Source organism: Pseudoalteromonas luteoviolacea DSM 6061 (assembly GCF_001625655.1).
Taxonomy (GTDB): domain Bacteria; phylum Pseudomonadota; class Gammaproteobacteria; order Enterobacterales; family Alteromonadaceae; genus Pseudoalteromonas; species Pseudoalteromonas luteoviolacea.
Window position 1 is genome coordinate 79,288 of the sequence record NZ_AUYB01000102.1, and the last position, 26,125, is coordinate 105,412.

A 26,125-nucleotide genomic window follows, 5' to 3' on the forward strand; every position below is an offset into this window, starting at 1 on the left:
CAGACCGGCACAGATAAGAAGAGTTCCTCCAAACTCTGCGTATACTCGACCAACTGCCTTTGTGATGAGATGAGCCACAAATTACTAAAATTTAGTAAGAAATTGTGAATGCACTAGAACATTTTGTATGCACATATTCATTATTTGAAATTCAGCCTAAATAGCGACTTTCAAGTCCTCACCAAAGTGGTCATAATTAACGTGATGAGCATATGAGTAAGTAGTAAAAATGGTCCAAAAACCAATAGAGAAACAGTCTGAAGTCCCTTCCCCTTGCGTTAGAAACTGCTGTCTTGACGACAAAGACGTTTGTGTTGGGTGCCTGCGTAGTATCGATGAAATTGTTGGTTGGGGTAGCAAAAGTAACCAAGAGAAACTCACTATTTTAGCCCGTTGTGAATATAGAAAGGAGGCCCGGTCAAAATAAAATCCCCGATTTCTCGATAGTTACTTTTATACCTCCATACCGTCTTAAAAAGTCGCTCTACAAGCTCTCTACCCAATAAATAAACACAAAGGAAATCAATGATAAAGTCTAAATTATCTCAATACATAACCTTGGCTCTGTGTCTTTCTAGTACACATGCTTTTGGCCAAGAGTTGGTTAACGACGGCCAGTTCAATGCACTCAGTTTGCAAGAAGCACAGGCAAGTTCTGAGTCAACCAATTGGCAGGTATCTTCTGCTGATAGCGCTGGCATATTCAACCCAACTCTCTCTCAGTATTCTTCACACGAAACCATTAATAACATTGGATTTGCAAATGCTGGGGCAAAACTTAGTCAAGACTTGTTAACCCCTCTTGATATGCAAAGTACATATACGGTCTCTGCGAATGTGGGTTGGAGAAATGACAGTAACGCGTATAATTTTAAAATTGGTTTTAGAATCAATGGCGAATTTATTGATCTCACGCCAAATATACAACTTCAGCAAGGCCAATTGAAACCAATTTCAGTCTCATTCACACCAAGTAGTGTACATCAAGCTTTAGTTGACTCCGCACAACCAATCGTATTGGAGCTTGTAAACTCTGATACGCAGGTAAGTGTTGTGGACTTCGACGCTGTATCAGTAACCATCGCGCCTAAAAATGCTGACAGTGATGGGGACGGTATGACCGACACCTGGGAAGTTTTATATGGCCTTAACCCAGCTGATCCGAGCGATGCTCAATCAGATTTGGATGGTGATTTAGCTACTAACTTAACTGAGTTTTTAAACAATACAGATCCATCTGATAGTACCAGTCTACCAAGTGCGTTTAGCCAAACATTAGATGGCAATACCGAAATTGCCGGCGCACTGAGGTTAAAGCCGCAAACAAGCTCTCCCGTTCTTTGTGACTCAGCTCATGAAGGTTCTATGTACTACAACAGTGTCGAAAAGCAGGTATTCATCTGTGACGGAGCTGTTTGGAGTGAATTCAAAGGTATACAAGGTGAGCAAGGTGTTCAGGGGCCGCAGGGCATTCCAGGCATACAAGGCCTTCAGGGCGAAACTGGAGCGGCTGGTGCAACTGGTGCAATTGGCCCACAAGGGGACAGAGGCCCAATTGGTCCGCAAGGGCCTCAAGGTATTCAGGGTGTACCAGGCACAACTCATTGGCAAGATGGCTCAGGCAAAGTAACCACCAATGTAAATGTGGGTATAGGCACAGTGACACCTTCAGCGGCACTAGAAGTGATTGGTAATGCCATCGCAAATACCCCTATTCAGCCTAACCACCTTGTAACTAAAGGGTATACGGACTCTGCAGATAGAATGCTTATGGCCAAGTACGATGAACTTTTGGCTATGCTGACAGTATTGAATAACGAAGTATTCCCAAGTGATGGCTCAAGCTGTGCGAATGTACTCGCGGCGACCCCTTCAGCACAAAGTGGCATATACCTCATTGATGCAGATGGCCCTGGTGGCGAACAAGGCATTTATTATTATTGTGATATGCAAGACCCAAGTGCATCTCGCAAAGCTATTTTCGCGCAAGAAACTGGACCAAATAAAAACATTGCTTTGGTTTATACAAATTCATTACAACCAGCAAGCTATACAGCAAGTGCCACTGTCTCAGGCTTTACCCCTGCCGGCGCATTTGATGGACACTTATACTACACCGCTCCGGAAAGAAAAATAAACCTTGATGCTGGAGACTATATTTCCCATGGAATTTGGCTTGGGCCTGCAAACAGCAATGAGTGGTTGCAAGTTGCGTTTGCCAAAAAAGCGGTTATTACCGCATTTAGTACCCAAGTTGCGATGCATGATGCTAATTTTGCGCCAAGAACACCAAATGAAGCAATATTGCAGGTTTCAGATGATGGCGTCAATTTTGTTGACCATGAACACCTTACTATGGACAAAGGAAAGGCGACAGTAACGCTTCAACGTCCTGCCGTTGGCACGTACTTTAGGCTGCTAGTACTTTCGACTCATGGCTCTTCAAGCCGTACTCAAATTGATGAAATGGAATACCACGGATTTTTCATTGATGAATTTGGGTTAGATCCTGATACCGCGCAGGGCGTAAACTGCAGAGATATTCAACAGAAAAATGCTGGCGCTACTTCAGGGTATTATAAAATTGACCCAGATGGAGCCGGTGGATTGGCCCCCTTTACGGCATACTGTGACATGGATACATTAGGTGGTGGTTGGACTCTGTTTGCCAACCATGCCGATGGAATCGAAAGAAAACTGGAGAGAGATCCTGTTAAGATTGATCAATATGGTGTGTTGGCAGCCGCCCAATGGCAAGCATTGAGAGATACCATGACAGAGGGGCTCATGTTTATCGATGAGAATCAAAAAGTATCTATGATCTCTGCTTACAATGTCACTAATCCGACGGGTGTGGGATGCCAAAGTTTGATGGACAACACAGCTGCTGACCTAACTGCAACGTTCAACAATACACCACATATGGAAGGGTTAAATATTTTCCGCTCAGAGCCTACTGGCGTAGCATGTAATTATGTCGATAGCGGAACTTTCACAATGGCACAACTGGCAGATAACACTGGTTATTATCAATATGATATTGCAGGCGCCGCAATATTTAATGGTAACCCAGAAAGACCTTTTTTAGTCTGGCCATACAGTACAATCTATGCTCATACTGAGCAAGACCAGCTAAAATACTTTATCAAATAACTCAAAACGCGGCGCAATAGCGCCGCTTTTGCGCTTGACTTAATCCTCTAAATGACCAATTTTAAAACTGCTCGCTTTGCTTGGGTCGCCTCTACCATCATAAATAGCTTGTTGCGGGTAAGGGTATGCAGGTCGCTCCCTTACAACTTCTCCCTGAGCGTTTTCTTTTTGTGTCAGTAAACTGCTTGGAGCAACTCCGCCAACTACCCAAGCCTCTAAAGCACTAATGGCATCGAAAGTTGAGTTTCCTGGGCCATCAACACCACAGTGCGCAGCGCCCGGTAACAAAAATAATCTGGCAAAATCGCGAACTTCCTGGTTGTGGCTTTCCATAAACGCTTCAACTTCGTCATACCATTTGATGGTTGCCCCAGCAGGAACCGCTGCATCCGCCCAACCATGTATAACCAGCATTTTTCCGCCACTATTTTTAAAGTCTCTTAAATCAGGATCATCAGCATCAATCATATTGCTGACATGTGCCAAATTTTCTTGTTCATCTTCATATGAAAAATCACGCCATTTGTAGTCGACATCAAGCGCTTGAGGATATGCTATGTACTTTAGATACTCTGTTGCTGCATAGTAATGAAACGGTTTTAACTGAGTAAGTTGAGGGGCAACCCACCCCATCCACTCAGTTTCAGATCCATATGGTAGACCCGCATAAATCACTTCCCCTTGCGCATTTTTGGAAGGTGCGTATAGCGCTTTAACCGCGTTAACTTGTTGCTGTGATAAACAGTCTTGTACTTTTCCGGCTTCACAAACTAGGGTTTGTGGATCAAAGTCACATTGAGTTGGGTCACTTATTACGCCATCGCTCACTCCATCAATCGAGTCGCATGCATTCACAACCGCATTGGCAATTTTGCTGATATCTTTTGGCAATAAGATTGGTTCATCTCGCTCATCTAAAATTGCACGCGCGTTATCCATACAATTAACCAAATTTACATCGGTATAGTTGATAGTAGGTCCTCTGGCTATTACCCCATCAAAGTCGTTAGGATATCGCTTTGCAGCCATGACACCTGCATGTCCACCTTTTGAACACCCCGTTATAAATGAATATTGCGGCTGGGTGTGATAAAACTTTTCGATTATTGCTTTTGCTGCTACGGCAACAACATGGTTTGCACGATAGGCAAAGTCTATCTTTCCTTGTTCATTATTCCGCGCCCACTTGCCATCAAACCCATAAGCGGTATGGCCACCATCATGGCTCATCGTTGCATAATGCCTTACAATACCTGCCATTGGTGGATACGGACTCACATCTCCACAAAAGCCCATGCATGCATTAAGCAAATACTTTTGGTTCCATAGTTCACGTGCGGGTAAGCGTAATTCGAAGCGTATAGTTGGCGTCACATAGCCTCGCACAAGGCAATGGTCTGGGAGATACTTTTGTGACCTGGGAATAGGCGCTCCCATTAACCGGCTATGTTTGTAGGCCCACAAAGATTCCGTCGCATTCATTTCATAACCCTTAACAAAACGAGACTCAATCACATTGGTCGCGGCATCACCTCGTTCTAGTTTTGCAAAATTATCAAATCGCAAAGACATACACGCCCTCTGCTGATCGCTCAGCTCAACTGCAGACTCTGAGGCAAATATGCTAGGTGAAAAATGCAACAACCCCAGCAGTGTTATCGAAAAAGTGGTTTTACCAAAAAAGCTAAATTTTATAGACATACCCATTTATCTCCTTTTAAGGGTTTAAAATGATAACGATTATCAATTGCAATTTTGTTGTATAAAACTTAGAAACTCAAGTGAAATAAATGGAGAGGCATAAATGAGCAATACGCGAAGGTATTTAAGTAAAGTCTGGATAAGAATAGATTAATCATCTAACTGTTGAGTCAAAAAAGCAAAGACAAATGCCATTTCATTGCTTACGTGAATTGAGAGCTATAACCAATAACTATACCCCTGATGCAGTAACGTGGGTTAAAGCGCGGCTGGAAAACCCACGTTTACTTTGAATTGACCAGTTATTTAGTCAATAAGCTTGTCTAGCTTAATAAAAAAGTCATTGAACGTTGCAGACATGTCCTCTGAATGTTCCTGAACCTGCTTCAGGTCATCTTTCGCTCCGTCTAACGTGTCTCTCAGTTGTTGCTCTTGTGCACTCGTCAAACCAAACTCTAGTATCGAGTCTTCAACATCAAAAATTAGCCGTTCAACTAACTCCTGACACGAATGACTGTAGTTTTTAAAGACTTGTTCAATGTCTTCTAGGTCCTTACTTGCCACCTGACTAAGTTCTCGTAGACCTTTATTTTTGGCTTGTATAGCTTGAATATTAGTTTGCAGACTCCGCAGTCTGGCGTCAGCACCTCTCACAATCAAGGCCAAAATGTCATTAAATCGACCATACTTTTCTTCATCTTCTATGGGCATATTTTTAACTAGCAAAGAACAATAACAGCTGTTGAAGAAGCTGCGCTTTTCAATATTAATCACCGTTTTACTTTCACGCCCTTTTTTGAGCAACTCACTTTCAAGTGGGTTTATCACGCCAAAATTACAAAAATCTCTAAACTCACCCAGTAACCCAATTTGCACAGATGCATTTAAGTCTAAATTACTGCATGTTTCTAATATGGCTTTCGATAAATCTGAAAGGGTATTACATTGGTAAGACTTTTCGATAAACTCAAGACATTGCCCTAGCTCACTGCAACTGGTGATGGCCGTCATCGTTACTTCTTCGGCTGTTTCGCAGCTCACTTTGAGCGTATCAATTTCACTGCTGTATTTTACCAAGCGCTCAATTCTGAAGCTCAGCTCATCGGCGTCAAAAGGCTTAGTGATATAGTCATCCCCTCCTGCTTTAAAACCTTCAAGTTTATCTTCTATACAGTCTTTTGAAGAAATAAACAAAATCGGGGTGTCTGAATGATTCGGTCTACTACGTATCGCTTTGCAAACCTCATAACCATTCATACCTGGCATCACAACATCTAGTAACACAGCATCATATTTACGCTCATCAAACAATGTAAGTGCGTCATCACCATTGAACGCCGAGAAATATTCGTGCTCCTCTCCTAACATTGTTTTTGCGATATCGTGATTGACGTCGTCGTCATCCACTAGCAAAACAGTGTAACTCATATCACCCCCGATTAAGTGCTAGTCTCGATACTGTTGGGAAATATCAAAAAACAGTTCTTCTTTTTGCAAAAATTCATCCAGTAAGTCAGGGTCAAAATGTGTCCCCCTCCCTTCTTTCATAATTGCAATTGCTTTGTCATGCTCCATTGCGTCCTTGTATACACGCCTGCTAATCAGCGCATCGTACACGTCTGCTATTGCCATCAAACGAGCACTTAAGGGGATCTCCTCCCCTTTTAATCCCAATGGGTAACCAGAGCCATCCCATTTTTCATGATGGTAATGGGAGATTTCTTTTGCGGTTTGTAGAAAGCTATCCGTTTGGCCTAGCGCTGATTCAGCGGTTTCAATCGCATTGCGGCCAAACACGGTATGGTTTTTCATTATTTCAAACTCTTCGGCTGTTAGCTTGCCTGGTTTGAGTAGTACATTGTCGGGGATCCCTACTTTGCCGATATCATGCAGTGGTGCCGACTTGTAGAAATTATTGATGGTTTCTGAGTTAAGTACTTCTTTGTACTTGTCTTTTTCACTAATAATAGTTGCCAATAGTTTTACGTATAGTTGTGTACGGCGTATATGATTACCCGTCTCTTGGTCACGGGTTTCTGCTAAACTGGCCATTGCTTGTATCGTGACATCCTGCAACCGAGACATTTGTTCAGTCCGCTTTTGTACTTCTTCTTCTAAATAATCATTTTTGTTTTTCAGAATATCTTTGGATTCTTTATTAAGTAAATGTGTATTCAACCTCGCAAGCAAAATTGGTGGACTTATTGGTTTGTTAATATAATCACATGCGCCGAGTAAAAAACCTTTCTCTTCGTCCTCTACGCTGGTCTTTGCGGTTAGAAAAATGACCGGTATGTCACAGTAAATTTCATGTGACTTTAGATACTTAATTACTTCATAGCCATTCATTTTAGGCATCACAACGTCTAATAAAATAATATCAACATTGTTTTTTGCCACAACCGAAATCGCAGCCTCGCCACTTTTAACTGCCAGTACTCGATACTTATCCTTAATGATTTCCGTCATGAAAGCCAAATTCTCTTTAACGTCATCAACCACTAGCACTGTTTTTTGCTGTTCCATAGTCCCTTCTATTGATTTGTTGGACAATTGTTCACCACACACAAAAATATAGGTCTATTATTACTGAAACGCCAAGCTTGGATAGGATCCGATGAAAAGTTTAAGAATCAGCTTTTTTATCACATTCTCAATCATGCTCTTAGTTAGTATCGGTATTGGGCTGATGTCTTACTATGTAAAAACCGAAGTGAGTGAGCTATCAGAAAAACAAACTCAGCTTTTCAAACTCACTGAGTTAGCTCATGAGTTAAAGCTTAGCTCCGATAATCTAACAAACTTTGCAAGGGCCTACGCAGTTACGGGCAATGACAAATGGCAACAGCTATTTAGTTATACCTTGTTAGTACGTGATGGAAAAGTTCGCGCAGACAATGCAAACACCTATGATTATTGGGATAGCTTGGCAGCTCCTCACTCCAACTTACCGCCGATTGTACGAGTCAATGATGGGCACAACATTATTGAACGCTTTCAGCAGCTAGGTGCCCAAGATTTTGAGCTTTTACAAATGCAAAACGCACTTTCAACGTCTAATGGGCTGGTTTCTTTAGAAAGGCGTGCTTTTAATTCTATTGAGGGTATTCACAAAGATGAATATGGTAACTGGGTCAAAGACGCTGCACCAGATTTAATCAGTGCTCAAAAAATTCTTTTTAGCGACAACTACTTAATCGAAAAATCAAAAATAATGTCGGCGATAGGTGAAGCGCACAGGGCCATTACCACCCGGATCAATACAGAGCTTGAAAACCATCAGAATAGTTTAAGTAACGCCTACCTACTGAGAAACATCTTCAATTTGGTTCTGCTGGTCAATATTGCTCTATCATTCTACTTATTATGGCGGCTATATATAAACCCAGTTGCATCAATTCAAAAGCAGGTTGTCACAAATGTCGAACAAGGCAATTATAATTTTACCTTGGACGAGTCTGTAAAAGGAGACTTGTCTGACTTGTCTAAATCTATGAATAAGCTGTTAGGTGATCTCTCTGAACAACTGGAATTCAACACCATCATGAAAGACTTTGGTCTTGCACTTCGAGGAAAGAAGAACCCGCATGAACTCGGAGAAGAGCTACTACAATTTTTAGAACAGCGTCTATCTGTGCCACTTTTAGGCCTTTATGTGTTTGAAGAACAAAAAGTACTAAATCGAGTTGCCGGAACCGGCTACAGCTCTAGCGCCGCAAGAACCTATAGTAATTATGACTCCATCCACTTTCATGTGCTAAGCACACAAAAGCCCTACTCGATGAAGTTCGAAAAAGATCAATATGCCATTGAGCTAAATGGTGAAAAGCTATCGATTTGCGAGCTTTATTACTTCCCGTTAGTGGTCAGCAATGACAGTATCGGCTTACTTGAACTCGGTAGTTTAGTTGCCTTAACAGACCAAGATTACAAGTGGATTAAATCCGTAATTAACGACTTAGCAGTAAGCCTACAACTTACTCAAAACATAGACTTACAATCAAAAGCTGAGAAACGTATTGTTGAACAACTAGAGTTAAACAAAAAAATCTTGGATGCCATACCAAGTCCCATGTATTACAAAAACAGTGCGGGCAAGTACCTTGGCGTCAATAGCGTTTTTCATCAATACTTTGGTACGTTCGATGCGGATGTACTGGACGCTACAGCAGAGGACATTTTCAACTATGAAATTGCACAAGTCTTTGAGCAATCCCACCAAGATCTACTAACAGGAAAGTCCAATCAGCATTATGAGATTACCATTCAAAACTCAGAAAATATACCGCGTAATTTCATTGTCTATGAAGCCGTTTTCACCAATGCCGAAAATGAATTAGCGGGCGTTGTGGGTCTGTTGCTAGATGTGACAGAGCGCAAACAAATGGAACTAGAGCTGCGCCTAGCCAAAGACAGAGCGGACGAGATGAGTACCGCAAAAGGTGAATTTTTGGCTAATATGAGCCATGAAATTCGAACACCTATGAATGCCATTATTGGAATGAGCCACTTGGCACTTCGCACAGAGCTCAGCCCGCAGCAATCTGGTTATGTAAACAAGATTGACCAAGCTGCAAAAAGTTTACTTGGGATTATCAATGATATCCTAGATTTCTCTAAAATTGAGTCTGGCAAGCTAGAAGTTGAGCAAATAGATTTTTCTCTGCAAGAAGTACTTGATAATGTCGTCAATATAAACGTTATCAGGATGCAAGAGAAAGGGCTTGAAATGCTGCTTGATATTGCCCCTGACGTGCCAATTAGCTTGGTTGGTGATCCGCTTAGGCTGGGCCAAGTACTTATCAACCTTTGTGGTAACGCGATTAAGTTTACCGAGCAAGGCGAAATCACAATCTCTGTTACGACCATCGAGCAACAAGAAAATACAGCCACTCTCAAATTCTCTGTCAAAGACACAGGAATTGGGATGACACAAGCGCAACAAGACAAGCTATTCCAAGCTTTCTCGCAGGCTGATGGCTCTATAACCAGAAAGTATGGTGGTACTGGACTTGGGCTGAGTATCTCGAAAAAACTTGTGGAACTCATGGATGGCACTATCGGCGTAAATAGTGAAGAAGGTAATGGTTCTGAATTTTATTTCACAACACGTTGTGGGCTGCAATCAGCAAAACTAACAAATGTAATATGCCCAGATAGCCAGCTCGCTGGTAAACGGGTCTTAGTGGTTGATGACAACGAAAGTGCACGCTCAATACTGACTAATTTACTAAAAGCGATGAAGTTCAATGTCACTTGCAGCGCCAGTGGTGCTGGCGCCATTGAGCTGGTGCAAGCCAGTGAATATGACATTATTTTCATGGACTGGAAAATGCCCCATATGAGCGGCATTGATGCCATCAAACATATAAAATCGCTCGAGCTGGAGATAGAGCCTAAGTATATTTTGGTCACTGCCTATGGCACCGACATAGGCATGAATGCAGAAATACATGACCTAATTGATGCCATCATACTAAAACCAGTTAATGCCTCTGTGTTACTCGATGCGATTATGGAATCTTTTGAGTTAACACCACAAGATTCAAAAGACATTGTCAAAACAGCCTCTGAGTCAGAAACAACCGAGTTTAATCAAGAGAGAGTATTGCTGGTAGAAGACAACAGTACCAACCAAGAGATCGCCAATGAAATGCTTTGCTCGTTAAACTTGTCTGTAAAAATCGCGGACAACGGCCAAATCGCTGTGGATATGGTTAATAGCGAGCCTTTCGATATCGTACTAATGGACATACAAATGCCAGTTATGGACGGCTACTCTGCGGCAAAAGCCATTAGAAGCAATAGTCAGTTTGATAAACTTCCGATCGTCGCTATGACAGCCAATGTGATGAAAGAAGACCTAGAAAAATGTGAACAAGCAGGTATGGATGGCCATATCGGCAAGCCAATCAACTTCACTCAAATGGCACAGACTATCAGGGCACACCTTGCCACTGAGCGAGGCAAACATCAAAACGAAACAAGCTCAAATGGAATTTCAAAGACTGTGACAGAGGAGTCTCCTAACGATGCGCCAGAGCAGAGTAAAACTCAAGAACTTAAAGGCGTCAATGTAGAGTGTGCGATCAAAAGGCTAGGCGGTAATGAAAAAGCATTTTGGAATATTATTAAAAAGTTCGCTAGAAACCAAATTGAAGAAACAATAAACCTAAGTCAGGCATTGGTCATTGGCGATTTAGAGCATGCGGAGAGGATTGCTCACTCTCTCAAAGGGGCCAGTGCCAATTTGTGTATTGATGAACTTTCAAAACAAGCCTCTGACATTGAGTCAGCCATATCAAAAGGAGAGAAAGTAGCATCACAAGACGTTGAAATCATGACGCAGTATTTACGTGAACTCCATCAGGCACTCTCTGAAGTACAACAAGATACACCTCCTCCAGAGCAAGTATCCTCTAACGTTGTACCTTTAAACATTTCTCGAAGTGACTTTATTGAATTAGAAGAGCTGCTGCTGGCTTGCGATACGCAATCAGTAGACAAAGTGCATGAACTAAAAGCGAAACATAAGATCAGCGAAGAAACCTGTAATCAGCTTATTGAGCTCATAGAGGACTTTGAATTTGATCAAGCTCGAGATGTTATCTCACAATTGCTCAATCAATCAGCTTAAAGGTTAACCACAGTGAATACAGTAACTATTAACACATACAATGCAGTCAGTCAGAAAAGTGTCTCTGGCTAAAATTAATTACTTTTGACAAGACATGGTAACCAATTGGGCGCCAAATAAAGCTCAAAACCGCCAAAACAAATATGCTCACTATTGTTCTCATCACTTCACAAATGGTGAGATAAACAGCTTGCTATTCCAACAAAAAATTGGAAAGCTCACTTCTCAAGTACAATTACTATAAACGCAATAGTCTAAATTGAACGCGCCTTAACTGCTTACGCTTCTAACACACCAACTGAAAGTAATAAAAAACAACTAACTAAGTGTTTCTAAATTTAAAGTTTAACCACTCCAAAATTTACAAAAGTTCAAAGATTTAAAACCATAAATAAAACAATATAAATAATTTAATTTTACATTAAAAAACCGCTAGCCACGCAACCAAAAAACACTTTATAACTATTATTACACTAACTGTTTACATAAACATAATTTAAAATAGTGGCTCCTGCGAAATCAAACTTAAATTCGCCAACTTGTTTAAAACCTAAGCGCTGATAAAATACGTTGGATTTATTTTCTGCCCAAGTATATAACCAAAACGGATTGCCACAGTGTTGCTCAATTGCTTTTATCAATGCCTTGCCAATTCCTTTGCCTTGAAAATGGCTATGAACATAGAGCTTTTCTAGTTCATACCCGTTACTTGGCTCATCATAAAAAGAGTCTAAATTAGCGATTGCAAAGCCGAGAATAGCGCCTGTTTTCTCATATACCAGCACATGATAGTGCTCACAAGCGAGCAATGTTTCAAAGTACTCTTTAGTAAATTGAGTGATGGCAAAGTCAGCATACTCTTTACGCATACCGTCAACGGTATAAGTATTTAGCCACACATGTAACGCGAGTGCAGCTAAACTTGCGACATCTTTTGTATTTGCTTCTCTTATCATATGATTGACACCAATGTGTTTTTCTCTTGAGCTAGCTTATGCACTAACCCACTACTTTTCTGTTATTCGTGTATGTTGTAGTGCGCTCGGTTAAATATAGACCTATTGTCTAACAGATCCTGATTTACATAACGATTCTGCAAGTGCCGCTATTCCAAATAGCTTGCTATCACTTCTTTGAGTCTTCAATACCTCTTCGTAGCCAACTTTTATCTACTGATGTTCAAGCAGTACGGAGTGGCTCAAGGCTTATGCAAAACACTGACATTTGCCAGTTGAGAATTTCGATTTACTACTTTGGGACAAAGCATAATTCATTGCTTAAACTGCAAAGTTTTTTTGCCAATCGCTCACGCCAGCAGATATACCAGACACCATCGCGGCAGTGGAGGACTCACCTCAAATTCTAGGGGCTTCAATACAATGCCGTTTACATTCATATACTTTAGGGCGATCTTTCGAGGCGGCACGAGTACAAACCCAGAAAAACATTTCTATACATGATCATGGTAATGAGTGTATGACGACTCAAACATCGTGGCTCTGCATGAAACGCTGAACGCTATAATATACGCCTTCTGTTCGATATTTATAGTAATGCATCGACTTTAAAAGGCTCAACTTTAAACAATAACCTTCTAAAAAATATAGATATTTAAAGTCACCACTCTTGATGAAAAGAATTACATTTTTAGGCGTTCCGCCGACCATGTGTACAATTTTGGTAAAAAGTGAAATCGCGCTTAATCTATAATTTTAGGATTAGTTTGGTACATGAAGGTGACGAGTGCAGCAAAGCCTTAAAGCGCTTTATTGCCTTCAAATAAGTAATTGAGCCAACGAATGTCCTCCTCTCCCAAGCAGGCATCTGGATATTGTTTTGGATCCGCAATAACCTCTTGATATACATGTTCCAACGCCTCGATAGTTAAGCACTGCCAGGCTTCTTTCTCCCAGTCAGCTAGCTGAGAAACATCGCTATCTAGTAGCGGATCATACTGACTTTCATCGGTTCTCAATGCGAGATCTAAACGTTGCAAAACAGGGTTCATAAACTTCACTGTTTGCGCTTCGCTAAACTCTTGCTGTATTTTATCCTGTGCTTCTTTTACCTGGTCTTCAAGCTCTTTTTGAGTGCGCTTTTCAGCCAGCGGCCGCAAGCCATGTTTGTTCAGTAAACCTGTGACACTAGGCAAAATCGCCTTTGCGGTAATAGCTGCACCTACAACCGGGTTAACTAAAGCAGACAAGCTGCCTACCAACATCATTCCATACGTCAATTTAGTGTCTAAAGCATCAATATCATTGGCTAGTTGCTCTAAGCGGCTCACCTTTCCAGCATTATCTTGTGTTACTAATATTTCCGCTTGCTCCAACAAGATGTGCTCCAATAAAGACTCAGTGTGCTCATTGAAAAAGTGAAAAACACGCCGTTTAGGCAAGCTGTTTATTTCAGGTGCGCCACAGGGCAAACTCCGTATAGTGTGTAACGCAACTTTGTATTGAGATGATGCAAAAGGAATTACAAAATAATGCTTTTCGTCGAAGACAGCTTGCTTTGATTCACTTTGAGAGGCAAATAGCGGCAGCCCTTCTAGGGCGCCGCGAAAAATGGTCAACTTATCACTTACATTGGATGAAAGTTTATTTGGTAAGGACTTAAATACTTGTAGTTTATGTAAAAGGCTTTCTTTCATTGAGCTGACTAACTATTAATTGCTTGTCCTGTTTTACACTACTACAGAAGTCACAATAAGTAATCTAATTCCTTTGCTGTTTTTGAGGGCACAAATTCTGTAATTTGGTATTCGGCAATACCCGTCTTGAAGAATGGGTCTTCACTTAACACAACTTCCAATTGCTCTTTAGAGGTAGAAGTCGCTAAGATTACCCCACCCGTTCTAGGTTCTGTACGGCCAGACATTAAAAAAACACCATCGTCGTAACACTTGTCCAAATATTCAACGTGCAAGGGTAAATACTTATCAACTTCTGATAAACCAACTAAATAACTTAGCGTGACGATAAACATGCCAGTTCCTTTTTATAATATTTGATATGCGTTCAATGCTTAATCAAAATACTCATTAACTTCATTAATATAATGAATATACCTATTTCGATTCTTTTAATAATGTATCAGCCAAAAAGGTACATGTATATAGATACTCACATTTACTTACAACTTGATTAACATCGCAGTTGTTAATCAAATGCAGCCAACCTGCGACAATTTGTCACATGCCAATCCATTTGAACGTTACATATAATGCATCCATTATCCTTAATATAATAATAATCATATGCTAAAACGGTTACTTACATGGCATAGACGCATCGCCCTGTTCTGTTTGTTACCCTTCGTAATATGGGCGCTTTCTGGCTTACTGCACCCTATCATGTCGCACTTCGCGAAGGCGCCAAGGATCAATGCAGCGCCTGTTCAGGTTAATACGCAATATTTACAAATTTATGCACAGTTAAAAGATCTGCTGCATAAGGCGCGCATAGAACATTTTAGTCATGCAAGCCTAATACAATATGATGGGCGCTATTACTACCAGATTAGGGAAGTTAAGCTTAATGAGCTACAAGTCCACTATTTGCCCGTTGATGGGCAAGTATCAAATCTAACTGACCAACAATATGCACGTGCTCTCGCTAGCCAATGGTCTGAGAAAAATATAATTGATTCAAAGTTAGTTACACAGTTTAGCCCCGCTTATCCAGAAATAAATCGCGTGCTACCGGTATATCGATTTTCGCTAGAAGATGGCAACTTCTTATATATTGACACCCTTGGTAAAAGAATTACCGCACACAACACACCATTACGTGAATCACTGTCTTTCTGGTTTAAACATCTTCACACTTGGCAGTTTATTGGCGACCGTCATAGCCCTTGGCGCATTCTTCCGATGCTGTTACTCAGCGGCGCATTATTAGTCATGGCAATTCTCGGGCTTTTCGCATACAGCCTACTTTGGCCCCGCATTAAATCAACACGCTTAAATAATCATGCAATACACCGAGGTGCAGGGTTGGCTCTCAGTTTGTGCTTGTTGGGCTTCGCAACCAGTAGCATGCATATATTAATAGATAAGTTTTATCCACAAACGTTTAGGCAAACCGTACCTGACAACACCCTTTACACCCACGCGTTAAATCATGACCCTGTAAAGGCACTGATTCAATCCGGTGGAGATAACTTTCAGCTGGTTGCTATCGATGACGAAATTTATAGCCAAGTCGTCTCCTATGAAAAGCGAAATATGCAATTTTCATATTGGCAACAGAGGCCTACCAACATAAATAATCAATTACTCGCTGAGCATATATTACATGCGCAGCTGAACGTTCAAGGTCAGGTCAATCACGCCGATAAAATTGATAAATTCGGTCCAACTTACGGCTTTATCAACAAGCGCCTACCCGTTATCCAACTCAGGTTTGAGCATAATCCGAGCACACTTTACAGTGTCGAACCACACACCGGTTATATAGCGGCAGTAGACAATACATGGCAAAACGCCCGAAGCTGGCACTTTGGCTACTTGCATAAATACCACTTTCTAAATCCAATCGGCAAAGGTCCACGTGACATTATTATCGCAATTATTTGTCTTGGATTAGTATCCGTTGCCATACTAGGCACTAGTTTATACTTAGCTAGAACATTTCGTCAGCGACGAGCAAAGCAGCAACGTGATTTAAATAACAATGAATTACTAAAAATAACTAAGGAACAAGCATAATGAAATCAGGCTTTTCTTATTCACTGATTACCATTGCACTTTTACAAGCAGACATGGCCAACGCACAACAAGCTGCAACAGATGATATAGAACAGATCACGGTTACAGCTAGTCGTACGGCCAAAGCCAATACTGACCTCGCACTAAGCGTTGGTAGCGTATCAGAAGAAGTGATAAGAAATGACAATGCACAACATGTTTCCGAGTCTTTGGAAACAATCTCGGGCGTATTGCTAAACCAGCTCTCGGGTGGTCAAGGCCATAACGCCGCGATCCGTATGCCCATTAACTATGGTGGCTATACCCTTTACCTTCAGGACAACGTGCCACTGCAATCTGCAGCTTTCTACAACCACAATGCACTTTGGTGGGCTAGCACAAACTCGTCGACCTCAAGATTAGAAGTCATCAAAGGTGCGGGTACCAGTCTATATGGCTCAGGAGCTGTCGCGGCAACGGTAAACGTACTTTCAACACCCGTCAATACGAGTAGTAATGAACTCGCCACTACATTTGGAGAAAATGGCTACCAGAAATTTAATGGTGCGCTAGTCCATAAAATGTCAGATAAAAATGGAGTTAGAATCTCAGCGGCACACCTAGACAATGATGGCTGGCGGACTCACAGTAGCGTCAAAAAGTCTGAATTCAATGTGCTTCATGAGTTGACCATTGATGACAAGCAAAGCCTCAAAACAAGCTTAATTGCATCGACTCTCGACCAACAGATGCTTGATGCATTGACCAGTGATGAATTTACAGCCGACCCGACTCAATCCGGCCTGTCACAGAACGTCTTAGATATTGATCCCCGTCGAGACACCAATTACGTACGCTTGAGCTCTGAATACCAGTATGAAGGCCAAGGTTTTTATGCCTCTGTCATACCCTATCTGCGCTACAGAAGTAATGATTATATCGCCACATGGCAGCCAAATATGCCCAATGTTGAGTCGAGTGTGAGATCAATTGGCTTATTAGCTTTAAGTAACTTTGAACATAGCAGTGACTTTGAAACCACGGTGGGTATCGATATCGAGCGGTCTGAGGGTGAAGCGTACTCGTATCAGCCAACCACTATCACCACATCTGGTCGCTCAAGAAGAACTTTTCCCAAAGGGCATATTTTCTATAATGATACCACCCGCTACACGGGTATTTCTCCGTATGTTCAGCACATTGGCCAGCTTAGTGACCAATTAAGTTACGCCGTTGGACTGCGCTATGATCATAACGAATATGATTTTGACAACCACTTGCCGACATATGACGACGACGGATTTAATAATCGTTCAATACCGAGCCGCAGTGACACCTTTGAACACTTTAGTCCTAAAGCCAGTTTGAATTACAAGCTTCAGGACCATGCAAGTGTATATGTGCGTTATGCAAGTGCTATTCGCCTTCCTACCGCCTCAGAAATGTATCACCTTAAAACTAAGGAAACCAGCTCTCAACTGGACTCTCTCAGTGAAGAGACATCCGACACCTATGAGATAGGTTACAAAACCAACTTAGACAAACTCTCGGTTGAGGTCGCCTATTATGTAATGGACGTTAAAGATGCCATTGTAACTGCTTATGATGATCTTGGTGCTAGCTACAGAACTAACGCTGGCGAAGTGAAGCATCAAGGGTTCGAGTTTGGTGCAAACTATACCTTTAGCCCTAACTGGTCGTTAGCGTTAGCTTACAGTCAATCAAACCACGAGTTTGGGCACTATATTCAAGATCAAAACCGACAAGACAGAGACGAAAAAAACCTAACGGGTAATAGCTTACAGATGGCGCCAGAGTATGTCGCAAACTTAAGAGTGAATCACAATAGCTCACTACTTGAGGGACTACAAATCACAGCTGAGCTCAAAAGCATCGGCGATTACTGGATGGATGCCGAAAATTCCGAAAAGTACAATGGCTACACGATTGCAAACTTGAAAGTTAACTATCAATTGTCACAAGCCCTCAAGCTCCATATGCGCCTTGCTAATGTGACAGACAAAAAATACGCGCTTCAAGCTGAAAAACGTTATGGTAGAGAGCGAATTCAACCCGGTGCGCCAAGAACAGCTTATGTTGGATTAAATTACACTTTCTGACCTAAATTAAGGTTTGCAATTTAATTTGGCTTGGTCAGACACAACCAACCTATTGTGATATCGGCTTAATATAGTGTCGATATCACTTTTTTGTTCAACTTACCCATTTCTTTGTCACTGCATCATAATTCTGTTTGACTTATTGTCGTCATCAAATCGTCATCAACTCTGTGCTCTAATAACTGGTATAGACCAGATAGAGAAACATCATGAACAACGAATATTTACTTTTAACTCCAGGCCCCTTGTCGACTTCCGACTCAGTAAAAGAAGCAATGCTAAAAGATTGGTGTACTTGGGATGATGATTATAACGTAGACATCGTGCAAGCCATTCGTAGCGAACTATGCTCACTAGCTACGAAGAGCACTGAATATACCGCAACATTAATGCAAGGAAGCGGCACGAGTAGTGTCGAGTCAGCAATTGGCACTTTTATACCAAATGGTGGCAAGCTTTTAGTCATCAATAACGGGGCATATGGCGCACGTATAGTTGAAATTGCGCAATATCTCGGAATTACATACTCGGAGCTGGGCTTTGCAGAAACTGAATTGCCCGAGGGCCATAAGGTTGAAGCTGCGCTGCTTTCAGATCCAACAATTACTCACGTTGCAATGGTACACTGCGAGACCACAACCGGTATATTGAACCCAGCAAAAGAAATCGCTGAGCTTGTGCACAAACATAATAAAGTGATGATACTCGATGCTATGAGTAGTTTTGGCGGGATCCCGTTTGACATAAACGAGTGGCATATTGATGTACTAATAAGCTCTGCCAATAAGTGCATTCAAGGTGTGCCCGGTTTTGGCTTTGTCATAGCCAAAAAATCACTCATGCACACAGCCAAAGGCAACGCTCGTTCTTTATCTCTTGATTTATACGCACAGTGGCAAACCATGGAACAGCACCATGGTAAATGGCGATTTACCTCACCAACCCACGTCGTTAGGGCCTTTGCTCAAGCTTTGACTGAACTTAAACAAGAAGGTGGAATTTCAGCGCGTTTCCAACGCTATCAAAAAAACCAATCACTATTGGTTATAGGGATGCAAGAGCTTGGCTTTAAGACTTTACTGCCAACGACACTCCAGTCACCTATTATTACCTCTTTTTATTCTCCAAGCTCACCTGACTATGACTTCAAACGCTTTTACAATCAATTGAAGTCGCTTGGGTACGTGATTTATCCAGGCAAGGTCTCCAATGCCGACTGCTTTAGAATTGGTAATATCGGTGAAGTAACGCCTCAAGATATCACACAATTGTTGGAAGCGATTGCTCAGGCGAAGTATTGGTAATTAAACCCAAAAAGAGTAATAAATACCTGACTCTACGTCTACCGCAAAATACAACATAAAAAATAGTGAACTAACTACTCGGCAGCTGCTCTTTGAGATATGGAAAGAGCTAGCTTCTCAGGCTAAAAGACGCAGTCTACATACTTTGAATAGGCCCATACAGTCATTTAAGGGTCATTATTAAGTCGCTGAGTATACGGAGCCATGCTTATAGCATGCTCCGTACTGCTGCATTAGACTCTAAAACCTTCAACCACGAGCCCCAGTTCTTGACTGGCGCTGCGCAGCGCCTTACTCGTATCAGTCAATGATTGAGTAGCATCTAAAGACAGATTTGTAGAATCAGACAAGTCAGTTATACGTCGATTAACTTCTTGAGCTGCATGAGATTGTTCTTGTGTAGCACGCGCAATTTGACTATTCATTTGAGAAATCACTTCGATCAAGCGCTCGATCTCCGTCAACGCAGTATCCGTTTCTTTGGCTTGTTCTACAGACTCTATTGACGTTGTCTGGCTCTGCTGTACTGCAATAACAGCTGCTTTGGCACCTTGTTGCAATCGCTCAATCATAGACTGAATTTCATCGGTACTCTCACTGGTACGGCTTGCCAAAGTTCTTACTTCGTCGGCAACAACTGCAAACCCTCTGCCCTGCTCTCCCGCCCGCGCAGCTTCAATTGCTGCATTTAGAGCCAAGAGGTTTGTTTGCTCCGAAATGCCCCGGATCACATCTAATACAGAGCCAATATTGTTACTCTCTTCAGCCAAGGAGCTTGTCACTTCACTCACTTGTTGAATATTCCCAGAAAGGCTTTCAATCGTGTCGATTGTTTTGGCAAGAGTATGTTTACCTAATCCGCTGTTTTTTATAGCATCACTGGCTGCTTGCTCCGCCGCTTCTGCGTTGTTATTAATTTCTTGTATTTGCATGCTCATCTGCTCAACTGCAGTGGCAACTTGGCGACTGTTGTCATTTTGCATTTCAATAAAATTCAAGTTTCCACGTCCAGCTTGATCAACTTCATGGGCAAGGTTTTTTACACTGTCACTGTTGCCTGCCACTTTGAGTATGGAACTGCGCATTCTCTCCGTGTATGCATTAAAATGCTTGGTCAATTTAGCTACTTCATCTTTACCATACTCATCGAGGCGTAACGTCAAGTCTCCATCACCATTGGCAATACGCTTCATAGTATTAGCCGTTTCGCGGATTGGGTGCAGTATGCTCTTAGAAATAAGTATACTAAGGCTGATTGATAGGATGATAATCACAGCAAAATCAATAAGCAGGTCGTTTCTTTGAGATTGATATTCTGCATAAATAGTATCGAGATATACTCCAGAGCCTATGATCCACTGCCAAGGTTCAAACCCTTTAACAAATGAGATTTTTTCAACGGCTTCTTGCGCGCCTGGCTTTGGCCACTTGTAAGGAACAAAACCACTGGATTGACGCTCAACCACGTTCACCATATCCACAAAAAGAGCTTTGCCATCCGGATCCTTAACTGCACTAAGGGATTTACCATTTAAGTTCGGTTTAAAGGGGTGCATCACCATTGCAGGCTGAAAGTCATTTACCCAAAAATAATTATTATCTTCATACCTCAAGCTAGCCAAGGTATTTAAAGCCTGCTCGCGAGCTTGTAATTCCGTTAATACACCACTTCGTTGCAGTGCATAAAAGTGACTTAAAATACTGTGCGCACTTTCTACTAAGCTTTGTGTTTTTTCATATTGTTGAGATTCTAAAGCAGCATATTGACGCTGCAAATTTAGCACATTTTGGATTACCAAAGCGGCTATCACTGTCCCAATTAAAATCGTGAGGCGTTGATAAATACTACATTGCCTTAACGTTCGCATAAGTTGTTCCTTCTTGCATACATATTGAACCTTAAATATAGACACGGAGAAATCGTTCGCCAGTGAAAATAAAAATAAAATCCATTTAAAACATACAGATACAAAACTTCAAATACATTATAAATGCAATTACCCATTAGTCTAAAGTTGACGATTTAATCGACTTATAAAATCGACCAGATTCTATGTAATTGCCATGAGCCATTATTCATAACGTTATTACCCAACACAAAAACTCACCAAATGAGCATATTGTCTAAATCAGCATCGTTTTTCCTATCAAGATCAGCTAGCATAACGCTGGTTAAATAATAATTAAAATAGAGGAAAGCATGATCCAAGATGGGTTTTCATTTATTGCATTTTTGATGTTTTTTTCAGGCCTAGTGATTTGGTATGAAAATAAATATAAGGACGGTCGATTTTTTAAATATGTACCAGCGGTCATTATAATCTATTTTTCAGCGATGGTAATGTCCACACTGGGTGTGTGGGAGATGACAGATTCAGTTAAACAAGCGCGTGGAGAAGTCAGAACCGCGATTTTACCCGCAATGATTTTTTTGATGCTATTGCGCGCTGATCTAAGGGATATTGTGAAACTTGGACCCAAACTGCTAGGTACTTTTTTCGCAGCAACGCTCAGTATTGTGCTCGGTTTTATTGTTTCCTTTGCCCTATTCCAAAGCTTTTTAAGTGACAACGCCGCACTTACATTTGGCGCATTGGCTGGTAGTTGGATTGGAGGCACGCAAAACATGGTTGCAGTGCAGCAGGCACTTGGGCTCAATGATGCGGGCATGGGCTATACCCTATTAATAGATTCAATAGATTACGCCATGTGGATTATGTTTTTATTGGCATTGGTACCTTTTGCACACAAGTTTAACGACTGGACAAAAGCCGATACAAGTACACTCGATGATTTACAGCAAAAGCTCACGCTCTCCAATGACCAAATACGCAAAGAAACCACCTTCCCTGATATGATGCTACTGCTCGGTTGTGCATTTGGTTTATCGGCACTGGCTACTTTTGTATCTGGTTTGCTGCCACAAAACGCCGTTTTGAATAGCACCACTTGGAGCATCATGATAGTCACCATTGCTGGTGTGATTTGTGCTATGACTCCCCTTGGAAAAATTCCAGGATCGCCTCAACTATCCAATGTATTGTTATATACACTTGTTGCACTTATTGCTGCCAACGCGAACTTTGCAGAGCTTACTCAGGCCCCAGCTTATATACTTGCCGGTTTTGTGATTTTACTCATCCATGGCGTTATACTTACCACTATCGCAAAAATATTTAAACTAGACCTGTTCACATGTGGAATCGCATCACTGGCGAATATCGGCGGTGTCGCTTCGTCTCCTGTGCTTGCAGCGGCATATAGTCAAACTCTGGTCCCTGTAGCAATCTTGATGGCGCTTATGGGCGTGATTATTGGAACTGGTGGCGGTATTGGCGTCGCAATGCTGCTCCAAGCAATGTAGAGATGTGCAGTTAAAGAGGTGCTAGGCTTCGCCCTTGTACCTCTTTAGTTACTCAGTATAGTACTTATAAATAAAGTAATTCACACAATCGCTTTAAGTTTTTAAAATTAAATCCCTTCTACCACCATTTCAATTGCATCATGTAGCCAATATTCTACATTGTAATCCACCAGCTGTTTTTGCCCATCATAGCGTGCTCGCTTTACTTTTAAGCACGGCGCACCGCTGTTCTTTTCTAACTTTTGTGCGACTTCATCAGGCAATACAGTCACGCTTATCACACATTTTTCATGGCTTATCTCTACATTGTAATGCATAGACATCACATCAGTTATTGAACCATTTAAAGCTTGTTTATCGAGCCCTTCAAAACGCGATTCGAGGCAGTAGATCTCCTCCATCAAAATCGCCCGCTCATCGACTTTTCTTACTCGCGTCAATTTAAAAAGTGCCTCGCCCGAAAAGTGTTCTTTTGCAACATGATACCCAGAGCTTGGAGCTTCGATACTAATCACTTCTGTCTTTGGTTCAAAGCCTTGCTCTTTAGTTAGTCGATTAAAGTTTACTTTGCGTGCAGGGTGCCAGCTCAGCTTTTTTGAAGTAACAAACCAACCTCGACGCTTTTGACTATAAATAAGCCCCTCAGCTTCTAACCTAGCTAGCGCCTCTCTCACTGTAATTCTGGTTGAATTAAATGTGTCCTGTAAACTGCGCTCAGAAGGCAATTTAGAACCAGGTTGCATAGAACCTTGGGCCAACAAATCTTGAATATAGTTACGAATTTTTTGATATAGCAACATGGCATTATTTAAAACTGAAACCTGCTAGATATGACAAGCTTACGTGAGTTTTATGACAATCTGAATCTCTGTAAGCTTAATATCTTGTATAGAAAGGTGAAATATCTCCATCGAATTAATCAAAACGCCTGACTACATTTTCGCCAACCGTTCGATATCAGGGTCTAGTTTTGCTGCGCTGGCGCTTAATCGGCTAAGCCACTCGTCAAATTTAGACGGTGTTTCACCCATATCTTGTGCATACTCCTTGCGTCTAATTGCATTTCTTATTGTATATGCACCGATACTTCTAAATGGTTCATAAGGAAATTTCGCCAACGCTCCATTAACCAAAGCACACCCAGCCCATTCATTATTCTGCTTAGTGATCAACGCACTCAAGATTTTCCCACCAATAAAAGACTGTACAACTCCATTTCCAGAGTAACCGCTACCAAAGTAAACATTGTTTTGTCCTTTCAACTGACCAAAAAATGGCAAACCAGATACACTGCGATCAGATGGGCCGGTCCAAGTTCGATCAAGCTGCATTGGGGTGTTAAAAAAGTACTTCAAGGACTGGCTAAGGATCTCTGAATAGCGACTCGCTTTGTCAAACCGACTAGTTACTTGATTAGCAAAGCTAAAGTAATTGCCGCCCTTGCCCAGCATCAATCTCCCATCCGATGTAGTACGATAGTAGTTAACAAAAATTCGCGCATCGATAATTGGCGCACCATGGTGCAAATTGAGCTGTGATAGCAGCGCAGGCATTGGCTTAGTTATTGCCATATCACTAGACACCAACACAACATTTCTAGAAAATTCAGGTCGCAACGAAGGCAACCAAGCATTGACTGCGAAAGTTAAGCTCGTTGCCCGTATAACCGCACCTTGCTGGGTGGTAATGGCTAAAGTCTCTCCGCCAATATGAGATTTGTAGGCCGTTTTTTCAAATATGCGTACGCCCAATTTGTTGGCTACACGGCGCAGCCCCCTGACCAATTTTGCTGGTTGAATACTGCCAGCATGAGGACTGAATATGGCTCTGCGATTTGCATCCGAACCAGTATTTCGAAGTCGCGATTTATCCACCACCTGCCAATGATTAATATTGTGCTTTTCAAGCAATGTCATTATCGGTGCTAAGCTAGACATTTGCGCACAGTTAGATGCCGTGTAATAGGTACCGTCTACGCGACAATCACAGTCAATACAATGCCTCTGAGCAAAGTTTTGAATTTCATGGACAGCTTGCTCAGAGCTTTTCACTAAAAAGCACGCTTGCTCTAATCCAAATAACTTGATAAGGCTAGCAAACTTGGTGGACCAAGTTAACATAGCCCCTCCATTTCGGCCCGAAGCTCCTTGCCCACACAAGTCCTTTTCTATTACCGTGACATCAAGTTCTGGCTTTTTCTGCTTGAGCATAATTGCTGTCCAAAGCCCAGTATAGCCACCGCCAATAATACAAGCACCTGTATCGATATCATGTGTTAGTGGCTTGGCAGAGGCCAAATCGGCCTCTTCTATTGCTTCGTCAAACCAAAAAGGTTGAAAGCGTTTCATGGGCGCTCCCCACGCGCCAATTTAGACTCAATCTCAAGTAGTACAGGCTCAATATCTGCAAGTGAGTCAATCACATAGTGTGCACCCGCAGTTGATAGCTGCGCATAAGCTCTATACGCTAGTGCCTGCTGCTGCGATTCATCTAACGCGCGCCACTCTTCTTCACTAAGCCCAACTGCATTACCGGTAATAGCCAAACCAATAGTCCACATTCCCGCGTTTAGCCCTTCAGTAATGCCGTGTACCGAATCGTCCACTTTAACACATGATGCAACCCGAGAAATCCCGAGGCGCTGTACATTCTCCAAAGCCATCCACGGCCCCGGACGAGATCCCGCCACACATTCGTCACTCGCAACAACGCAATCTGGAATGTACCCATACTCTGCTGAAGCAGGCACCAGCACGTCCATAACAGGTTTTGGGTAACCCGAGCAACTGCCAATTTTAATGCCGGACGCCTGAAGTCGATGGATGACATCGAGGGTGCCTTCAATTGGCTTTGCTCGCTGTGTCACCTTAGCTATCTGTAATGGCATAAACGTTTCGTATATGTGATCAACATCTTGGTTCGAGGGTAATCTACCAAACTGCGCCTGCCAACGACTACTAATCTCAGGTGTGTTCAACAACGTGCTGATATGGTCCCACTTTCCCATTCCCATTGGGCCGCGAGCTTCTTGCAATGAAATATCAAAGTCAAAGCCACGTTTGAATGCTTCAACAAAGATACTTGTCGGTGCAATTGAGCCATAGTCCACAACCGTTCCTGCCCAATCCAAAATAAGTGCTTTTATGTGTTTCATGA

General features: G+C 41.9%; 17 protein-coding genes. 7 read left to right on the plus strand and 10 right to left on the minus strand.

Annotated elements, in window-relative coordinates; all coding sequences use genetic code 11:
* Positions 1-229 precede the first annotated feature (229 nt).
* Both N475_RS25175 and N475_RS26175 read left to right on the plus strand, forming a co-directional pair.
* On the plus strand, positions 230-427 hold the full coding sequence (locus tag N475_RS25175) for a DUF1289 domain-containing protein (protein ID WP_081215973.1): 198 nt from the start codon (positions 230-232) through the stop codon (positions 425-427).
* A gap of 98 nt (positions 428-525) precedes the next feature.
* A complete protein-coding gene (locus N475_RS26175; RefSeq protein ID WP_063365304.1) occupies positions 526-3,153 on the plus strand; it encodes a fibrinogen-like YCDxxxxGGGW domain-containing protein in 2,628 nt (875 codons plus the stop codon).
* 39 nt (positions 3,154-3,192) lie between these two features.
* On the opposite strand, the gene N475_RS11315 is transcribed toward N475_RS26175, so the two are convergent.
* From N475_RS11315 to N475_RS11325, 3 genes are all read right to left on the minus strand, one after another.
* Complete coding sequence (locus tag N475_RS11315) at positions 3,193-4,854, minus strand: tannase/feruloyl esterase family alpha/beta hydrolase (RefSeq protein ID WP_063365341.1); 1,662 nt, start codon at positions 4,852-4,854, stop codon at positions 3,193-3,195.
* Positions 4,855-5,160: 306 nt separating this feature from the next.
* Positions 5,161-6,282 carry a response regulator gene (locus N475_RS11320; RefSeq protein WP_063357775.1) on the minus strand — a complete coding sequence of 374 codons (1,122 nt, stop codon included), beginning with the start codon at positions 6,280-6,282 and terminating at the stop codon, positions 5,161-5,163.
* 18 nt (positions 6,283-6,300) lie between these two features.
* Positions 6,301-7,380: an HD-GYP domain-containing protein gene (locus N475_RS11325; RefSeq protein WP_063357774.1), complete on the minus strand. Its 1,080-nt coding sequence runs from the start codon at positions 7,378-7,380 to the stop codon at positions 6,301-6,303.
* A gap of 91 nt (positions 7,381-7,471) precedes the next feature.
* Between N475_RS11325 and N475_RS11330 the strand changes: the two genes are divergently transcribed.
* Positions 7,472-11,491: a response regulator gene (locus tag N475_RS11330; RefSeq protein ID WP_063357773.1), complete on the plus strand. Its 4,020-nt coding sequence runs from the start codon at positions 7,472-7,474 to the stop codon at positions 11,489-11,491.
* Positions 11,492-11,964: 473 nt separating this feature from the next.
* Here the strand turns inward: N475_RS11330 and N475_RS11335 are convergent, their stop codons facing one another.
* From N475_RS11335 to N475_RS11345, 3 genes are all read right to left on the minus strand, one after another.
* On the minus strand, positions 11,965-12,447 hold the full coding sequence (locus N475_RS11335) for a GNAT family N-acetyltransferase (RefSeq protein WP_063357772.1): 483 nt from the start codon (positions 12,445-12,447) through the stop codon (positions 11,965-11,967).
* Between the two features lie 800 nt (positions 12,448-13,247).
* Positions 13,248-14,144 (minus strand): hypothetical protein, encoded by an 897-nt coding sequence (locus N475_RS26075; protein ID WP_227008495.1) that lies wholly within the window; start codon positions 14,142-14,144, stop codon positions 13,248-13,250.
* Positions 14,145-14,194: 50 nt separating this feature from the next.
* Entirely contained in the window at positions 14,195-14,479 is a 285-nt protein-coding gene (locus tag N475_RS11345; RefSeq protein WP_063357771.1) for a YciI family protein, read from the minus strand.
* A 271-nt stretch (positions 14,480-14,750) separates the two neighbouring features.
* On the opposite strand from N475_RS11345, the gene N475_RS11350 reads away from it, so the two are divergent.
* From N475_RS11350 to phnW, 3 genes are all read left to right on the plus strand, one after another.
* Positions 14,751-16,202 (plus strand): PepSY domain-containing protein, encoded by a 1,452-nt coding sequence (locus N475_RS11350; protein WP_063357770.1) that lies wholly within the window; start codon positions 14,751-14,753, stop codon positions 16,200-16,202.
* Positions 16,202-18,301 (plus strand): TonB-dependent receptor, encoded by a 2,100-nt coding sequence (locus tag N475_RS11355; protein WP_063357769.1) that lies wholly within the window; start codon positions 16,202-16,204, stop codon positions 18,299-18,301. The genes N475_RS11350 and N475_RS11355 overlap by 1 nt, the downstream gene beginning before the upstream one ends.
* Positions 18,302-18,510: 209 nt before the next feature.
* Complete coding sequence (gene phnW / locus N475_RS11360) at positions 18,511-19,605, plus strand: 2-aminoethylphosphonate--pyruvate transaminase (RefSeq protein ID WP_063365305.1); 1,095 nt, start codon at positions 18,511-18,513, stop codon at positions 19,603-19,605.
* Between the two features lie 233 nt (positions 19,606-19,838).
* On the opposite strand, the gene N475_RS11365 is transcribed toward phnW, so the two are convergent.
* The gene (locus N475_RS11365; protein ID WP_063365306.1) at positions 19,839-21,473 is read right to left on the minus strand and encodes a methyl-accepting chemotaxis protein; all 1,635 of its coding nucleotides are present in this window, start codon (positions 21,471-21,473) and stop codon (positions 19,839-19,841) included.
* 332 nt (positions 21,474-21,805) lie between these two features.
* Between N475_RS11365 and N475_RS11370 the strand changes: the two genes are divergently transcribed.
* Positions 21,806-22,969, plus strand: coding sequence for a DUF819 family protein (locus N475_RS11370; protein WP_063365307.1), 1,164 nt, complete (start codon positions 21,806-21,808; stop codon positions 22,967-22,969).
* Between the two features lie 107 nt (positions 22,970-23,076).
* On the opposite strand, the gene N475_RS11375 is transcribed toward N475_RS11370, so the two are convergent.
* The 3 genes from N475_RS11375 to phnX form a co-directional block, all read right to left on the minus strand.
* On the minus strand, positions 23,077-23,769 hold the full coding sequence (locus N475_RS11375) for a UTRA domain-containing protein (protein ID WP_063357765.1): 693 nt from the start codon (positions 23,767-23,769) through the stop codon (positions 23,077-23,079).
* 132 nt (positions 23,770-23,901) lie between these two features.
* Positions 23,902-25,317 carry an FAD-dependent oxidoreductase gene (locus tag N475_RS11380; RefSeq protein WP_063365308.1) on the minus strand — a complete coding sequence of 472 codons (1,416 nt, stop codon included), beginning with the start codon at positions 25,315-25,317 and terminating at the stop codon, positions 23,902-23,904.
* Positions 25,314-26,123 carry a phosphonoacetaldehyde hydrolase gene (phnX, locus tag N475_RS11385; protein WP_063365309.1) on the minus strand — a complete coding sequence of 270 codons (810 nt, stop codon included), beginning with the start codon at positions 26,121-26,123 and terminating at the stop codon, positions 25,314-25,316. The genes N475_RS11380 and phnX overlap by 4 nt, the downstream gene beginning before the upstream one ends.
* Positions 26,124-26,125: the final 2 nt, after the last annotated feature.

Excerpts from the sequence above, each read along its gene's own strand:
- N475_RS11335 (WP_063357772.1), bottom strand. The coding sequence starts at position 12,447 with ATGATAAGAGAAGCAAATACAAAAGATGTCGCAAGTTTAGCTGCACTC.
- N475_RS26175 (WP_063365304.1), top strand. The coding sequence starts at position 526 with ATGATAAAGTCTAAATTATCTCAATACATAACCTTGGCTCTGTGTCTT.
- N475_RS25175 (WP_081215973.1), top strand. The coding sequence starts at position 230 with ATGGTCCAAAAACCAATAGAGAAACAGTCTGAAGTCCCTTCCCCTTGC.
- N475_RS11325 (WP_063357774.1), bottom strand. The coding sequence starts at position 7,380 with ATGGAACAGCAAAAAACAGTGCTAGTGGTTGATGACGTTAAAGAGAAT.
- N475_RS11345 (WP_063357771.1), bottom strand. The coding sequence starts at position 14,479 with ATGTTTATCGTCACGCTAAGTTATTTAGTTGGTTTATCAGAAGTTGAT.
- N475_RS11355 (WP_063357769.1), top strand. The coding sequence starts at position 16,202 with ATGAAATCAGGCTTTTCTTATTCACTGATTACCATTGCACTTTTACAA.
- N475_RS11380 (WP_063365308.1), bottom strand. The coding sequence starts at position 25,317 with ATGAAACGCTTTCAACCTTTTTGGTTTGACGAAGCAATAGAAGAGGCC.
- phnW (WP_063365305.1), top strand. The coding sequence starts at position 18,511 with ATGAACAACGAATATTTACTTTTAACTCCAGGCCCCTTGTCGACTTCC.
- N475_RS11315 (WP_063365341.1), bottom strand. The coding sequence starts at position 4,854 with ATGTCTATAAAATTTAGCTTTTTTGGTAAAACCACTTTTTCGATAACA.
- N475_RS11350 (WP_063357770.1), top strand. The coding sequence starts at position 14,751 with ATGCTAAAACGGTTACTTACATGGCATAGACGCATCGCCCTGTTCTGT.
- N475_RS26075 (WP_227008495.1), bottom strand. The coding sequence starts at position 14,144 with ATGAAAGAAAGCCTTTTACATAAACTACAAGTATTTAAGTCCTTACCA.
- N475_RS11330 (WP_063357773.1), top strand. The coding sequence starts at position 7,472 with ATGAAAAGTTTAAGAATCAGCTTTTTTATCACATTCTCAATCATGCTC.
- N475_RS11320 (WP_063357775.1), bottom strand. The coding sequence starts at position 6,282 with ATGAGTTACACTGTTTTGCTAGTGGATGACGACGACGTCAATCACGAT.
- N475_RS11365 (WP_063365306.1), bottom strand. The coding sequence starts at position 21,473 with ATGCGAACGTTAAGGCAATGTAGTATTTATCAACGCCTCACGATTTTA.
- phnX (WP_063365309.1), bottom strand. The coding sequence starts at position 26,123 with ATGAAACACATAAAAGCACTTATTTTGGATTGGGCAGGAACGGTTGTG.
- N475_RS11370 (WP_063365307.1), top strand. The coding sequence starts at position 21,806 with ATGATCCAAGATGGGTTTTCATTTATTGCATTTTTGATGTTTTTTTCA.
- N475_RS11375 (WP_063357765.1), bottom strand. The coding sequence starts at position 23,769 with ATGTTGCTATATCAAAAAATTCGTAACTATATTCAAGATTTGTTGGCC.